Origin of the sequence: Thermobifida alba, from assembly GCF_023208015.1 — a bacterium.
GTDB lineage: Bacteria > Actinomycetota > Actinomycetes > Streptosporangiales > Streptosporangiaceae > Thermobifida > Thermobifida alba.
This window is the reverse complement of record NZ_CP051627.1, coordinates 486,738-500,699: the sequence shown is the minus strand read 5'-3', so window position 1 is coordinate 500,699 and position 13,962 is coordinate 486,738. Positions and strand designations below refer to the sequence as shown.

The 13,962-nt window shown below is 74.1% G+C and carries 15 protein-coding genes; 4 read left to right on the top strand and 11 right to left on the bottom strand.

Going from position 1 to position 13,962, the window contains the following annotated elements; genetic code table 11:
- Positions 1-23: 23 nt before the first annotated feature.
- Together FOF52_RS02285 and FOF52_RS02280 are read left to right on the top strand one after the other, a co-directional pair.
- Positions 24-1,181: a DUF58 domain-containing protein gene (locus tag FOF52_RS02285; protein ID WP_248592174.1), complete on the top strand. Its 1,158-nt coding sequence runs from the start codon at positions 24-26 to the stop codon at positions 1,179-1,181.
- Positions 1,178-3,565, top strand: coding sequence for a transglutaminase TgpA family protein (locus FOF52_RS02280; RefSeq protein ID WP_282573799.1), 2,388 nt, complete (start codon positions 1,178-1,180; stop codon positions 3,563-3,565). Before FOF52_RS02285 ends, FOF52_RS02280 begins: the two co-directional genes overlap by 4 nt.
- A gap of 35 nt (positions 3,566-3,600) precedes the next feature.
- Here the strand turns inward: FOF52_RS02280 and FOF52_RS02275 are convergent, their stop codons facing one another.
- The 11 genes from FOF52_RS02275 to FOF52_RS02225 all read right to left on the bottom strand — a co-directional run bounded on the left by FOF52_RS02275 (position 3,601) and on the right by FOF52_RS02225 (position 12,720).
- A complete protein-coding gene (locus FOF52_RS02275) occupies positions 3,601-3,975 on the bottom strand; it encodes a DUF3040 domain-containing protein (RefSeq protein ID WP_248592173.1) in 375 nt (124 codons plus the stop codon).
- A 272-nt stretch (positions 3,976-4,247) separates the two neighbouring features.
- On the bottom strand, positions 4,248-5,522 hold the full coding sequence (locus FOF52_RS02270; RefSeq protein ID WP_248592172.1) for a DNA polymerase IV: 1,275 nt from the start codon (positions 5,520-5,522) through the stop codon (positions 4,248-4,250).
- Positions 5,523-5,591: 69 nt separating this feature from the next.
- Complete coding sequence (locus FOF52_RS02265) at positions 5,592-6,350, bottom strand: methyltransferase domain-containing protein (protein WP_248592171.1); 759 nt, start codon at positions 6,348-6,350, stop codon at positions 5,592-5,594.
- Between the two features lie 40 nt (positions 6,351-6,390).
- Complete coding sequence (gene nusB / locus FOF52_RS02260; RefSeq protein WP_248592170.1) at positions 6,391-6,804, bottom strand: transcription antitermination factor NusB; 414 nt, start codon at positions 6,802-6,804, stop codon at positions 6,391-6,393.
- Positions 6,804-7,367 (bottom strand): elongation factor P, encoded by a 564-nt coding sequence (gene efp / locus FOF52_RS02255; protein WP_248592169.1) that lies wholly within the window; start codon positions 7,365-7,367, stop codon positions 6,804-6,806. Before efp ends, nusB begins: the two co-directional genes overlap by 1 nt.
- A 163-nt stretch (positions 7,368-7,530) precedes the next feature.
- On the bottom strand, positions 7,531-8,637 hold the full coding sequence (gene aroB, locus FOF52_RS02250) for a 3-dehydroquinate synthase (protein WP_248592168.1): 1,107 nt from the start codon (positions 8,635-8,637) through the stop codon (positions 7,531-7,533).
- Between the two features lie 105 nt (positions 8,638-8,742).
- Positions 8,743-9,258: a shikimate kinase gene (locus FOF52_RS02245; protein WP_248592167.1), complete on the bottom strand. Its 516-nt coding sequence runs from the start codon at positions 9,256-9,258 to the stop codon at positions 8,743-8,745.
- Between the two features lie 35 nt (positions 9,259-9,293).
- Complete coding sequence (aroC, locus tag FOF52_RS02240) at positions 9,294-10,475, bottom strand: chorismate synthase (RefSeq protein ID WP_248592166.1); 1,182 nt, start codon at positions 10,473-10,475, stop codon at positions 9,294-9,296.
- Positions 10,476-10,567: 92 nt separating this feature from the next.
- Entirely contained in the window at positions 10,568-11,362 is a 795-nt protein-coding gene (locus FOF52_RS02235; protein WP_248592165.1) for a prepilin peptidase, read from the bottom strand.
- Positions 11,363-11,466: 104 nt separating this feature from the next.
- Positions 11,467-12,171, bottom strand: a complete 705-nt coding sequence (locus tag FOF52_RS02230) for an SseB family protein (RefSeq protein ID WP_248592164.1) — start codon at positions 12,169-12,171, stop codon at positions 11,467-11,469.
- A gap of 72 nt (positions 12,172-12,243) precedes the next feature.
- Complete coding sequence (locus FOF52_RS02225; RefSeq protein WP_248592163.1) at positions 12,244-12,720, bottom strand: MarR family winged helix-turn-helix transcriptional regulator; 477 nt, start codon at positions 12,718-12,720, stop codon at positions 12,244-12,246.
- Positions 12,721-12,843: 123 nt separating this feature from the next.
- On the opposite strand from FOF52_RS02225, the gene FOF52_RS02220 reads away from it, so the two are divergent.
- Together FOF52_RS02220 and FOF52_RS02215 are read left to right on the top strand one after the other, a co-directional pair.
- Entirely contained in the window at positions 12,844-13,389 is a 546-nt protein-coding gene (locus FOF52_RS02220) for a YceI family protein (protein WP_248592162.1), read from the top strand.
- 105 nt (positions 13,390-13,494) lie between these two features.
- Entirely contained in the window at positions 13,495-13,815 is a 321-nt protein-coding gene (locus tag FOF52_RS02215) for a DUF2470 domain-containing protein (protein ID WP_248592161.1), read from the top strand.
- The last annotated feature ends 147 nt before the right edge of the window (positions 13,816-13,962 follow it).

Sequence of the window (13,962 nt, the reverse complement as noted above, 5' to 3'; positions counted from 1 at the left end):
GCTGGGCCCTGCTGGGAGCGGGGGTGGCGATCGGTGTCGGCGCGCTGCTGCTCGGTGAGCGCGACCTGCTGCGCCTCGCGGTTCTCGTGACGACGGTCCCGCTGGTCAGCGCGGGACTGCTGGCCGTGTGCGCGCCCCGGTCCCTGGAGCACACGCGGGTGCTGTCCGCGTCGCGCATCCCCGTGGGCGCCGACTGCCGGGTGACGCTCACGCTGTCGCCCGCCGAGGCGGCGCGGCCGCTTCCGGTCGGGCCGCTGCTGGCGGAGGACCGGCTGCCGTTCGCGCTCGGCAGTCCGCCCCGCTTCTCCCTGGGGCCGCTGCGCCCCGGGGAGAAGCGGACGTTCTCCTACCGGCTGCGCTCGCACGCGCGCGGCCGCTACCCGATCGGCCCGCTGGTGCTGGTCGTCACCGACCCGCTGGGCTGCGCCCGCCTGGAGCGCCCCCTCGGCCCGGAGACGTCGCTCCTGGTGTTCCCCCGGACCGTGGAGCTTCCCGTCGTGGCACGCCTCGGCGCGACGGCCGCGGACGGACCGCGTCCCAGCCCCGTGCCCGCCGGCGTCGACGGGGGGACCACGCCGCGCCCCTACCGTCCCGGCGACGACGTGCGCCGGGTGCACTGGCGCTCCACCGCACGACGCGGCCACCTCATGGTGCGCAGCGAGGAGCAGCGGCGGCTCGACCGCAGCACCGTCCTGGTGGACCTGCGCCCGGCCGCGCACACCGCCTCCTCGGTGGAGGACGCGGTCGTCCTGGCCGCGTCGGTCGCCGTGCACCTCGCCGACCGGGGGCACCGGCTGGGCCTGCTGGGCGGGGGCGTCGGGCCGGCCGTGGAGGCGCGCCACCGCGACACGGTCCTGGAGGCGTTCGCGCTGGCCCGTCCCGTCGCGGCGCCCTCCCTGCTGGAGGACGTCGCCCGACTGTCGCGCAGCCCGGTGAGCGGCCGCGGAACGCTGGTGGCGGTGCTGGGGGCGCTCACCCCCGAGGAGTCGGCCGCCCTGGCGGCCTGCCGCAGCGGCCGGTCGGGCAGGCGGATCGCGATCCTGGTGCCGCAGGCCCCGTGGCCGGAGGAGGCACGCCGGTGGGCCGTCCACCGGCTGGCGGAGGCCGGTTGGCGGGTGCTGTGCCCCGACCGTGTCGCCGACCTGCCCGAGCTGTGGCGGAGCGCGGGGGAGGCCCGGTGAGGCCCGTCGCCCAGGCCCTCCCGGCCTGCCTGCTGTCCCTGGCCACGGCGGTCGCGGCACTGTGCGCGCTTCCTCTGCTGGGTCCGCTCTTCGCGGACGCCGACTGGTGGCGGGGACCGGCCTCGGCGGTGGTCCTCCTGGCCGTCGTGGGCGCGGCCGCGCAGTGGGTCCGCCTGCCCGCCGCGGTGGCCCCCGTCCTGCAGCTGGTCGCGCTGACCGCGGCGGTGACCGCCCGTCACGCGCCCGACGCCGCACTGCTGGGGGTCCTGCCCACGCCGGCGGCGGCGAAGCGGCTGATCGGCCTCGTCCTCGCCGGTGTCCTCGACATCCGGACCAACGTCATCCCGGTTCCCGCCACGGACGGGATCGTCCTGCTGGTGACCCTGCTGCTGGGGGTGCTCACCGTCTCCGCCCACCTGATGGCGGTGGCGCTGCGCGTGCCGGGGGTGGCCGGCGCCGCCCTGCTGTCCCTGGTCGCCGTCCCGCTGACGGTGCACCACGAGGGGGTGGGCCGGAGCGCGTTCGCCACCGCCGCCGCGGGGTTCCTGCTGCTGTTCGCCGTCGACTCGGCGGTCCGGGCGGCGGCCTGGGGGCCCCGCACGACCCCGCGGGGCGGCCGGGAGGCCCGGGGCCGGGCGGCCGTCGCGGCGGGGCTGTGGGGGCTCGGGGCCGCGGGGACCGCCGCGGTCTGCGTGGTGCTGGCCCTGCTGGTGCCCGCCCTCGTGCCCGGACTGGCCAGCGGCTCGGTGTTCTCCCTGGTCGAGCAGTTGCGGGCGGGCGGACGGACGGTGACCACGGTGGACCCGCTGACCAGTCTGCGCGGCTCCCTGTCCTCGCACGGCAACCGCCGGGTCCTGGAGTACCACACCAGCGACCCCGACCCCGAGTACCTGCGCACGCACGTGCTCGACACCTTCGACGGCGAGACCTGGACGATGTCGCCGGTCGAGGCTGCTGCGGAGGACCGGCTCAACGGGACGATCCCCCGCTCCCCGGGGCTTTCCGGCGGCTCCGCCGGCACCTCGGTGACCACGGACGTCACCGTCTCCGCCGAGGTCCGCGGCATGGACTTCCTGCCGTTGCCCTACCCCAGCAGCGACGTGCAGGTGACCGGCGAGTGGTACGTCGACCCCGACACGCTCATGGTGTTCTCCCCCGACGGGGAGGCCGCCGGACTGACCTACCGGGTGACCAGCACCGCCTCGACGCCGGACGGGGACGCCCTGCGCTCGGCCGCCTCCGCGGCGTCCCTGCGGGTCGACCAGCGCTACCTGGACCTCCCGCCGCTGTCGGCGGAGGTGGCCCGGCTGACCGAGGACATCACCGCCGACGCCGCCTCCCCCTTCGACCAGGCGCTCGCCCTGCAGGACTGGTTCACCGGCGGCGACTTCACCTACGACCTGGACCCGCCCCGGGTCCCCGGCGGCACCGACCCGCTCGCCCACTTCCTGCTGGACAGCAGGACCGGCTACTGCCAGCACTTCGCCTCGGCGATGGCCGTCATGGCCCGGCACCTGGGCATCCCCGCGCGGGTCGCGGTGGGCTACACCGCGGGCGAACACGTCGGCTCCGACCGGTGGACGGTGCGGGAGAGCGACGCCCACGCCTGGCCCGAACTGTACTTCGCGGGGTACGGCTGGCTGCGGTTCGAGCCGACCCCCGGGGCGGGCCAGCCGAACGCCGCGCCTCCCGACTACGCCGCGGCCGCGCCGGAGCGGACGCCCGCCGGGGAACCGCGGGAGACCGCCGGGCCCGAACCGTCCACCGCGCCGGAGCGGACGCCCGCCGGGGAACCGCAGGAGACCGCCGCGGGGGAGGACTCCCGGGACGGGGAGCGGTTCAGCGCCGACCCCGCCGCGGACGCGGACTCCGTCGACGGCGGGTGGGGGGCCGCCGCGTTCGCGGCCGCCGCGGCCGTGGCCGCCGCTCTCCTGGCCGTGCCCGCGCTGGTTCGGCACCTGGTCCGCGCGCTGCGGTGGCAGCGGAGCCGGGGCGCGGCCGAGTCGGCGCGGGCCGCCTGGTCGGAACTCCGCGACGACCTGGTCGACCTGGGCTGGGAGTGGAACCCGGCGCACAGTCCGCGCACCGTGGAGCGCCTGCTGCTCGCCCGGGGGCCGGTGGCCGACCGGGCCCGTGCGGCACTGCACCGGATCGTGGCTGCGGAGGAGGCGGTGCGTTACGCCCCGCACACCCCCGCCGTCCCGGACCTGGCCGAGGACTGCCGCACCGTGCGGCGGGCGCTGGCCGCGTCGTCCCCGCCGCTGTCCCGCGTCCGCGCGGTCCTGCTGCCCCGGTCGCTGTGGGCGTCGCGGCCGCGGCGCGTGGACGCACGGGGGATGCAAACGCGTGGGGGTCGCGGTGCCCACCGCGACCCCCACGCGTGACGGAAGTCAACCAGCCCGCACCCGGCGGGCCCCTCCTAGTGTTCGCCTTCCTGGCGGCGGCGCCAGCGCTCCTCGAAGCGGTCCATCATCCCGGGGCGCTGACGCTTCGGCCCCCTGTCGGCACCGACGGAGGCGCTCCCGGCGGCGCGCCGCCACCCGGACAACCCCCACAGCGCACACACCAGCATGATGACGAAACCGACGACGCTGACCGGTACCGCCTGAAAGACCATGCCTCCCAGGAGGAGGCCGATGCCGGCCACGAAGCCGAACGACGCCTTGACGAGCCGACGCTTGTAGTGGACCTGCGGGTTCGTCTGCCGCACGGTGTTGGCGAACTTCGGGTCCTCCGCATACAGCGCCCGCTCGATCTGTTCGAGCATGCGCTGCTCGTGTTCAGAGAGCGGCACGGCGCCTCCCAAAAGCAGTCCCCGGGTGGGGCAACGGGTGCTGAACAACTATCTGATGGCCAGTGATATGCCCAGAATAAGGGGACTTAGCGCTCTGTGAAAAGAAAAGATACGCGCTCTGGCCCCTTCCATCGACCACAGTACCCTCGACCACGCTGGCTTTCACCAGCCCGCCCCCTCTCCCCATCGTTCCGGGGAATCGTGTCCTCGGTCCGGCCCGCTCCGGCCGGCCCCATCACATACAACACTCGCGGAACGAAAAAGTTGCCGTATCATACGTCATCTTCGTCACAGAAAGCCAACGACGCTGGTCTGAGCGCTCCGTCCCCGAAACGGCGCACCACCTCGTCCTGGAGCTTCTCGACCGTGCGCCAGCTCGGCCCGTCCTCGTCCAGCGCCAACTGGTGGTGGACGCGGTCCGCGGGCACCAGTCCCTCCACTCTGACGCCCACCAGCCGCAGCGGGGTTCCGAGCAGCCCGGAGGCCGCGTAGAGTTCCCGGGCGACCGCGGCGATCCGCCTGGCCACGTCGGTGGGTTCGGACAGGGTCCGGGAGCGGGTGACCGTGCTGAAGTCGGCCCGGCGCAGCTTGACCCCCACCGTGCGTCCGGCCTGCCCCGCGGCGCGGAGCCGGCGCGCGACCCTCTCGGCCAGCCGCAGCAGTTCCCGGCGGATCTGCTCGGGGTCGTGGACGTCGGTGTCGAAGGTCTCCTCGGTGCTGATGCTCTTGTCGACGGTCTCGGCGGTGACCGGCCGGGGGTCGCGTCCCCACGCCAGTTCGGCGAGCTGGCTGCCCAGCGCCCGGCCCAGCTCGTGGCGGAGCGTGTCGGGCGGGGTGCGGGCGACGTCGCCGACGGTGCGCAGCCCCATGCGCCGCAGCGCCTGCTCGGTGCGCTCCCCCACCCCCCACAGCGCCCCGACGGGCAGCGGGTGCAGGAAGTCGGTGACGTGCTCGGTGGGGACCAGCAGCAGGCCGTCGGGCTTGCAGCGGGTGGAGGCGAGCTTGGCGACGAACTTGGTGGCCGCCACCCCGACCGAGCAGGTGAGCCCCTGCTCGGCGCGGACCCGGGCGCGGATGAGCTGGGCGATGTGCGTCGGACCGCCGCCCAGGCGGCGGTCCGCTCCGGCCACGTCCAGGAACGCCTCGTCGACCGAGAGCTGCTCCACCTGCGGGGTGATCGAACGCAGGAGGTCCATGACGCGGGCGGAGACGCGCCGGTAGGTGGCGCCGTCGGGCGGGAAGACCACCGCCTGGGGGCAGAGCCGCAACGCCCGTGACATGGGCATCGCCGAGTGCACGCCGTGGCGGCGGGCCGGGTAGTTGGCGGCGGCGACCACGCCGCGCGGTCCGGTGCCGCCCACGATCACCGGCCGCCCCCGGACCTCGGGGTGGCGCAGCTCCTCCACGCTGCTGAAGAAGGCGTCCATGTCGATGTGCAGCACGGTGCAGTCGGCGTCGTCGACGGGACGGCCGTCCAGCGGGACGATGCCGCGCCCGGTCAGGACGCCGCGCACGGGCTCGCCGCGTTCGAGCTGTCGACGGCTCATCGGCCCTCCTCCCCGGCACGGTGTCGGTGCTGTTCTACCAGGGAGGGTGGACAGTCCGGCCGGGGCGGGTCAGGCGGGCCGCCGCGCGAGCAGGTGCAGCTGGGTGGCGATGCCCGACAGCTCCGGGTGGACCGACGCCGCCTTCTCCAGGGCCACCAGGACCTCGGGGGTCTGCGGGTCCTCGAACACCCGGCCGGGGAGCAGGTCGCCCAGCACCCGCACCCCGCGCAGGCCGCCCGGGTCGAGTCCGGCCTCGCGGACCAGGGCGGTGAGGCGTTCGGCGGTGAGGCGGCGCGGCATCGGGTCGCCCGGACCCCAGCGCCCCTCGGGGGACTCCAGCAGCGCCAGCGCGTCGGCGAGGTGTCCGGCCAGGGCCCGGTGCAGCACCGCCGCCACGGCGTTGGCCGTCATCACGCTGACCGTTCCCCCGGGGCGGGTGACGGAGACGACGTCGCGCAGCGCGGCCAGCGGGTCGTCCACGTACTCCAGGACGTTGTGCACCAGGACCAGGTGCGCGCTGGCCTCGGGGAGCAGGTCGCCCAGGTCCCGGGTGTCGCCCTGGACCGCGTTCACCCGCACCCCGGCCTCGGCCGCCCGGCGTTCCAGGGCGGCCAGCGAGTCGGGGCTGGGGTCGACGACCGTCACGCGGTGGCCGAGTTCGGCGAGCGGTACGGCGGCACCGCCGGTGCCGCCGCCCGCGTCGACGATCTCCAGGGGAGCGGCGGACTCCTCTGCCGCCCGCGCCAACTCCGCGGTCAGCGCCTCCCAGACGACTGCGGTGCGTGCGGCGCTGGAGGCGCGCCGGGGGCCGACGGTGGAGGAGTCCACGATGCGAGTCCTTTCCCCGCCCCGCGTGCCCGGGGCGACGCTACAGCGACAGCGATGCCTTGTTCTCCATCAGGCGGGAGAGCAGGCCGTTGACGAAGACGGGCGACTCGTCGGTGGACAGTTCCTTGGCCATCGCCACCGCCTCCGCGATCGCCACCCCGTCGGGGATGTCCTCGGCCCACAGCAGCTCGTAGGCGCCGATCCGCAGGATGTTGCGGTCCACCACCGGCATGCGCTCCAGCGTCCAGCCGATGGAGTAGGTCTCCAGCAGTTCGTCGATCCGTTCGCGGTGCTCCTCCACCCCGGTGGCGAGCCGCTCGGTGAACTCGTTGATCGGCGGCTCGGCCTGCGCCCGGCGGCGCTCGACCACCTCGGCGACGGGGACACCGCGGACCTCGGCCTCGTAGAGTACTTCGACCGCACGCAGCCGGGCCTTGTGCCGTGACCCGCGCATCAGTTGACGCGGCCCAGGTATTCGCCAGTCCGGGTGTCGACCTTGACCCTGTCGCCGGTGGCGACGAACAGCGGCACCTGGATGACGGCCCCGGTCTCCAGCGTCGCGGGCTTGGTTCCGCCGGTGGAGCGGTCGCCCTGCAGGCCGGGGTCGGTCTGGGCGATGGCCATCTCGACCGCGGCGGGCAGCTCGATGTAGAGCGGGGTGCCCTCGTTGACGGCGACCGTCACGATGGCGCTCTCCAGCAGGAAGTTGGCGTTGTCCCCGACGACCTCGCGGGGGACGTAGACCTGGTCGTAGGTCTCGGTGTCCATGAAGATGTAGGAGTCGCCGTCGGCGTAGAGGTACTGCATCTCGCGCCGGTCGACGTTGGCGACCTCCACCTTGACGCCGGCGTTGAAGGTCTTGTCCACGACCTTGCCGGAGGTGACGTTCTTCAGCTTGGTGCGGACGAAAGCACCGCCCTTACCCGGCTTGACGTGCTGGAATTCAACGACGTTCCACAGCTCACCACCGTCGAGCCTGAGGGTCATGCCGTTCTTGAGGTCGTTCGTCGTCGCCACTTCGGTCGTCTCTCTCAGCCAGTAGGGCACAGTCCGATGGTCCGCGGCCGCGTTGCCCCGATGGTGCGCGGCCGCCTGGGCGGGGGTTTGCTGTCCGGCCCGCTGCGCCCGGTCGAATCCGGGCGATCGTGATGAGCTGCCGGAACCGCTCCTGCGTGTGAGTCTAGTGGGTGTCGGGCACATCCGGCGCGGCGCCACTCACCGCCCGGTACGCCTCGGCCAGCAGGGCGTCGGAGGGACCCGCCAGGATCGCGGGTTCGGCCACGTCGTCCAGGACGACGAAGCGCAGGGTCGCGCCGCGGGTCTTCTTGTCCACCCGCATCGTGTCGCGCAGGACGGGCCAGGCGTCGGCGCGGTAGCGCACCGGAAGCCCCACCGACTCCAGGATACGGCGGTGCCGCAGCACGGCGGCCTCGTCGACGCGGCCGTCCAGGCGGGCCAGTTCGGCGGCGAAGACCATGCCGACGGAGATCGCGTAGCCGTGCCGGAAGGTGTAGTTCTCGGCGCGCTCGATGGCGTGGCCGAGGGTGTGGCCGTAGTTGAGGATCTCGCGGCGGCCGCTCTCCCGCAGGTCGGAGGAGACCACGTCGGCCTTGACCGCGACGGCGCGCTCGACGAGCTCGCGGGTGTGCTTGCCGTCGGGCCGGGCGGCGGCCTCGGGGTCGGCCTCCACCAGGTCCAGGATGACCGGGTCCGCGATGAACCCGGCCTTGATGATCTCGGCGAGGCCTCCGATGTAGTCCGCGCGCGGCAGGGAGGGCAGCGTGTCGAGGTCGCACAGCACCCCGGCGGGCGGGTGGAACGCGCCGACGAGGTTCTTGCCCTCGGCGGTGTTGATGCCGGTCTTGCCGCCGACCGCGGCGTCGACCATGCCGAGCAGGGTGGTGGGCACCAGGACCGCGCGCACCCCGCGCAGCCAGGTCGCCGCGACGAACCCGGCCAGGTCGGTGGTGGCGCCGCCGCCGACGCCCACGACCACGTCGGTGCGGGTGAAGGCGGCCTGGCCCAGCCGCGCCCACAGCTGCGCGGCCACCGACACGTCCTTGACGGCCTCCCCGTCGGGGACGGGCAGCGGGTGGACCTCGTAGCCGGCCGCGCGCAGCGTCTCGCACACCGGCCGGGCGAGCTCCTCAAGGCCGCGGGGGTGGACGACCGCGACCCTCTGGGCCCCCTCCCCCACCAGGGCGGGCAGCTCCGTCAGGACGCCGGTGCCCACGACCACGTCGTAGGGCGCGGAGGTGCCTCCGACTCCGATGCGGGTGACCGTCATGTCTGCTCCAGTCGTTGACGTACGCCTTCACCGGGTCCCCGGGAACCGGCGGGGCCGGGCCGCCTCCCGTGGCGGACGGCCGCGGTGCCCCGGGGCGCCCCGGGGTCAGTCACCGCTGTCCCGCAGCTCCCGCGCGATCCGCTCGGCGGCCTCCTCGGGGGAGTACTCGCTGGTGGACACGGTGACCGTGGCCAGGCTCTCGTAGATGGGCAGGCGCTCCTTGAGCAGCGCCTTCAGGCGGGCGCGCGGGTTGCCGAGCAGCAGGGGCCGGGCGGTGTCCAGGCCCACCCGGCGGGCCGCGTCGGCGAACTCCACCTCCAGGTAGACGACGCGGTGCCCGGCGAGGTCGGCGCGGGTGCGCTCGTCCAGGATCGCCCCGCCGCCCAGGGCCACCACTCCGGTGGCCCCGGCCAGGGCCTCGGCCACGGCCTGGCGTTCCATCGCCCGGAACGTCTCCTCGCCGTCCTCGACGAAGATGTCGCCGATGGGTTTGCCCGCGCGCCGTTCGACCTCGGCGTCGGTGTCGACCAGGTCGACGCCGAGCCGTTCGGCGAGTATGCGGCCCACGGTCGACTTGCCCGATCCGGGCGAGCCGATCAGCACCGCGACGGGTCTGCTCATCGGGGTACTCCTCTGCCTCCCAGGGGCGGGTGCGGTCACCGGACGGTCAGCGAGTCCAGGTAGCCGCGCAGGTTCCGGGCGGTCTCGGCGACCGAGTCCCCGCCGAACTTCTCCAGGGCCGCCTCGGCCAGGACCAGGGCGAGCATGGACTCGGCGACCACGCCCGCGGCCGGCACCGCGGTGACGTCGCTGCGCTGGTGGTGGGCCTGGGCGGGTTCGCCGGTGGTCACGTCGATGGTGTCCAGGGCGCGGGGCACGGTGGCGATGGGTTTCATCGCCGCGCGCACGCGCAGCGGGTCGCCGGTGCTCATGCCGCCTTCGACGCCGCCCGCGCGGTTGCTGCGGCGGCGCACCCCGTCGGCGCCGGGCTCGATCTCGTCGTGGGCGGCCGAGCCGCGCCGTGCCGCGGTGCGGAAGCCGTCGCCGAACTCCACGCCCTTGATCGCCTGGATGCCCATGAGGGCCCCGGCCACCCGCGCGTCGAGGCGGCGGTCCCAGTGGACGTGGCTGCCCAGGCCGGGCGGCAGCCCGTAGGCGAGGACCTCGACCACTCCGCCGAGGGTGTCGCCGGTCTTGCGGGTGTCGTCGACCTCGGCGACCATGCGGGCGCTGGTCTCGGGGTCGAAGCAGCGGACCGGGTCGGCGTCCACGCGGGCCAGGTCGTCCGGTCCCGGGGCGGGCGCGTCGTCGGGCACCGAGACGCTGCCCATCGCCACGACGTGGCTGACGATCTCGACGCCCAGCGCCTGGCGGAGGAACTGGCGGGCGACCTCGCCGAGGGCGACGCGGGCGGCGGTCTCCCGGGCGCTGGCGCGCTCCAGGACGGGGCGGGCCTCGTCGTAGCCGTACTTCTGCATGCCGACGAGGTCGGCGTGGCCGGGACGGGGACGGGTCAGGGGGGCGTTGCGCGCCACGCCCTCCAGTTCTTCGGCGGGCACCGGGTCGGGAGCCATGACCTTCTCCCACTTGGGCCACTCGGTGTTGCCCACCTCGATGGCCACCGGGCCGCCCAGGGTGCGGCCGTGCCGGATGCCTCCGACGATGGAGACCTCGTCCTTCTCGAATTTCATGCGGGCGCCCCGGCCGTACCCGGCGCGACGACGGAGCAACGCGGCGGCGATGTCGTCTGAGGTGACGGACACGCCGGCCGGTAGGCCCTCCACGATCGCGACGAGTGCCGGTCCGTGGGACTCCCCAGCGGTCAGCCAGCGCAACATGGTTCCGATCTTTTCACGTCCCGCACCCAACGGCGACATCGGTCTCACTCCTTGGCCGCTCCCCTCCGCGACCAGGCCGGGAGGGGCCGGCCCTAGCCGAGGAGGAGCGGGAGCGGGTCGCCCAGGAGGAGCACGGCCAGCGCGCCGCCGACCATGAACGGTCCGAAGGGGAGCTGGGTCTTGCGTCCGGCGCGTCCCAGCAGGACGAGGACCAGGCCCACGCACGCGGAGAGCAGGAAGGCGGCGAAGGCCCCGCTGACCGCGGGCCCCGGGCCGGCCCAGCCCAGGTAGAGGCCGACCAGGCCGGAGAGTTTGACGTCGCCCCAGCCCATGCCGGCCGGGTAGACGAACCACAACAGCCAGTAGAAGGCCCACAGGGCGGCCATGCCGGCGAGCGCGCCGAGGAACGCGGACCGGCCGTGGGGGACGGTGAGGGCGGCGGCGCCCAGCAGCGCCAGCGCCACCGGGTAGGCGGGCCGGACCAGCGCGTCGGGCAGGCGTTTGACGCGCAGGTCGACGGCGGAGAGCAGGGTCCCCCACAGGGCGAGGAAGGCCAGGGCCGCGATCTCGGCGGCGGGGCGCTGGGCCGCGCCGAGTCCGACCGCCGCGAACGCCGCCGCGGCGGCGAGCACGACGGGCCCCGGGGCCCGCACCGGTTCGCCGCCGGGGCCGCGGCCGGTGAGTACGAGCCGCCACGGCAGCGGCGACCAGCGCGCCCACGGCACGACCCGGCCCGAGCGGGGCAGGGTGGGCGGGGGCGGACCGGGGTCGTCGGGGTCGTCGCCGGGGTCGTGGGCGGCGAACAGCACGACGACACGGCCGGCGTGGTGGGCCAGGAGAGCGCCGAGGGGGGCCAGTGCCAGGGCGAGCAGCGGAGCGGAGGGCATGTCCGGCATTCTGCCGTCGGCCGCGTCCGCCGCGGTGGTGGGACCGGTCGGCTGTGGACGGCCTCCGCCCCGGCGCGGGGCCGGTCACGGGGCCGGGGCCCGCCTCACCTGTCGCGGCGGGCGCGGACCACGGCGCTCAGTTCCACCCCGCCGGGCAGGATGACGGCCAGTTCGGTGGCCAGCCGCTCGGCCACGTTGCGGATGGCCTCGTCGTCGCGCCGCTCCAGTTCCAGCCGGATGCCGATGTCGGCGCGCTCGGAGTCGTGGATGCGGACCCGTTCGATGCCGAACTCGGTGTGGGTGATGCGGTAGATCAGCGCGAGGACCTGCGGGTCGTCCTTGGGGGCGGGGACCATGCCGTGCTCCGCGATGGCGCTCAGGAAGCGGCCCTGGATCGCGTAGGTCACGGGCCCGGCCACGTCCACGACGACGGCGTCGGCGTTGTCCTCGAAGGCGGCGCGGCAGGCGTCCTGGGTGGTGACCGGGATCGGCCGGGCGTCCTCCCGCCAGCGTTTGACGGTGTCCACCGAGGTGAAGGCGAGGACTCCGCGCCGTCCGTCCTTGCCGATCAGTACGGGCATCGCGACCTCGCTGCGCTTCTCGCGGACGAGCCCGTCGGGGTCCCTGGCGGTCTTGACCGGCCGGGCCACGACCGGGACCAGCAGTCGCGCCCTGCGCAGCGTCTCCAGGACCTGGCGGTCCCCGACCCTGCCTCTGGCGTAGGCGTCGAGTTTTTCGCGCACCCTGGGGTCAGCGCTGCCGTCGTCGTTCTGGAACTGCTGCGCGCCGATGATGGTAGGTCCAGCCACATGCGTGACTCTACTGCGTGAACGGGGGGCGGCCCACCGCACTCCCCGGTCGGGACCCCCGTGTCTTCGGGGTCACTTCGCGGAGGATTCGCGCAGTCCGCGCTCCAGAACCGCCATGATGGCGCCGAACTCGGCGACCTGGGTGTCGGTGAGCCGGTCGAACACGTACTCGCGAACCTGGGCGACGTGCCCGGGCGCGGCGGCGCGCAGCACCTCGGCCCCCTTGTCGGTGAGCACCGCCCAGAAGCCGCGCCGGTCCTCCACGCAGTCCTCCCGGCGCACGTACCCGTCCCGTTCCAGGCGGGCCACCTGGTGGGACAGGCGGCTCTTGGAGACGATCACCGTGTCGGCGAGGGAACGCATGCGCATCCGCTGCCCCTCCGCCTCGGACAGGTGCACCAGGATCGCGTACTCCACGAGGGTGAGGCCGTCCCTGCGTTGCAGGTCCCGGTCGAGGCGCTCCTGGAGCAGGGAGTTGACCGCGAGGAAGCTTCGCCAGATGCGCTGTTCCTCCTCGCTCAGCCAGTTGACCGCGTTCATGGCGGCCATCGTACTTGCGTCCTCTCGCCTCGGGCACTAAATTCTTTCCTGGGAAGATTATTCTGGCGATGTTGTTGTATGTTAAACGACAACGGACGCCGTCCACCACACCCGACTCCCAGGAGGACACCCATGACCGAACAGCAGCTCCCCGCGGGCACCTGGACCATCGACGCCGCCCACTCCGAGGTCGGCTTCAGCGTGCGCCACATGATGGTCAGCAGGGTGCGGGGGCGTTTCGAGAAGTTCGACGCCACGCTGACCGTGCCGGAGGACCCGTTCCAGTCCTCGGTGACCGCCACCATCGACGCCAGCTCCATCGACACCAACAACGCGCAGCGCGACGAGCACGTCCGCTCCGCCGACTTCTTCGACGTCGCCAACCACCCGGAGTTCACCTTCGTCTCCACCGGGCTGAGCCAGAAGGGCGAGGACTTCGTCCTGACCGGCGACCTGACCATCAAGGGCAACACCCGGCCGGTGGAGCTGGCCCTGGAGTTCAACGGCTCCACGATCGACCCCTACGGCCTCAGGCGCGCGGGCTTCCACGCCGAGACCGAGATCAGCCGCAAGGAGTTCGGCGTGGACATCCACATGCCGATGGAGAGCGGCGGCGTGGTCGTCGGCGACAAGATCAAGATCGAGATCGACGCCGAGTTCACCCTCCAGCAGGACTGATCCCCCTCGGGACACCGCCGCCCCGCGGGGCTGCCGCTATCGTGATGGGGCCGCCGACCAGCAGCGTCGGCGGCCCCGTCCGTCCGCGCACGAAAGGGTTCCAGCGTGTCCGCCAACCCGTTCTCCCCCGAGGTCGTCGCCGCCGTCACCGGGCACATGAACGCCGACCACCCCGAGGACACCCTGCTCATCGTCCGGGCCCTCGGCGGCCGGCCCGAGGCGACCGCGGCACGGATGACCGGCCTGGACGGCACGGCGGGCGAGTACTCCGCCACCGTCGCCGGCCGCGAGGTCGTCGTGCGCATCCCGTGGTCGCAGCCGATCACCGAGCGCGCGCAGATCCGCGCCGAGGTGGTGCGGCTGTACCGGCAGGCCTGCGAGCGCCTGGGCGTGCCCCCGCGCGGGGAGGAGGGCGCGCAGCCCTAGGCCCCGCCGCCCGGCGGCACGAAATCCGCTCCGGACGCATCCGCGGCGCGCTCCACCGCGTCCAACAGAGTGACCCGGGCCCGCGGCCACCGGCACCGCCCCCGCGGGTCCCCTACCCTGGTGCAAGAGGCCGACCACCGGCCCGAC

What these genes read in the sequence shown, in the direction of transcription:
- FOF52_RS02270 (WP_248592172.1), bottom strand. Translation starts at nt 5,522, where the DNA reads ATGAGCCGTCGACAGCTCGAACGCGGCGAGCCCGTGCGCGGCGTCCTG.
- nusB (WP_248592170.1), bottom strand. Translation starts at nt 6,804, where the DNA reads ATGCGCGGGTCACGGCACAAGGCCCGGCTGCGTGCGGTCGAAGTACTC.
- aroB (WP_248592168.1), bottom strand. Translation starts at nt 8,637, where the DNA reads ATGACGGTCACCCGCATCGGAGTCGGAGGCACCTCCGCGCCCTACGAC.
- FOF52_RS02245 (WP_248592167.1), bottom strand. Translation starts at nt 9,258, where the DNA reads ATGAGCAGACCCGTCGCGGTGCTGATCGGCTCGCCCGGATCGGGCAAG.
- aroC (WP_248592166.1), bottom strand. Translation starts at nt 10,475, where the DNA reads ATGTTGCGCTGGCTGACCGCTGGGGAGTCCCACGGACCGGCACTCGTC.
- FOF52_RS02235 (WP_248592165.1), bottom strand. Translation starts at nt 11,362, where the DNA reads ATGCCCTCCGCTCCGCTGCTCGCCCTGGCACTGGCCCCCCTCGGCGCT.
- FOF52_RS02225 (WP_248592163.1), bottom strand. Translation starts at nt 12,720, where the DNA reads ATGGCCGCCATGAACGCGGTCAACTGGCTGAGCGAGGAGGAACAGCGC.
- FOF52_RS02220 (WP_248592162.1), top strand. Translation starts at nt 12,844, where the DNA reads ATGACCGAACAGCAGCTCCCCGCGGGCACCTGGACCATCGACGCCGCC.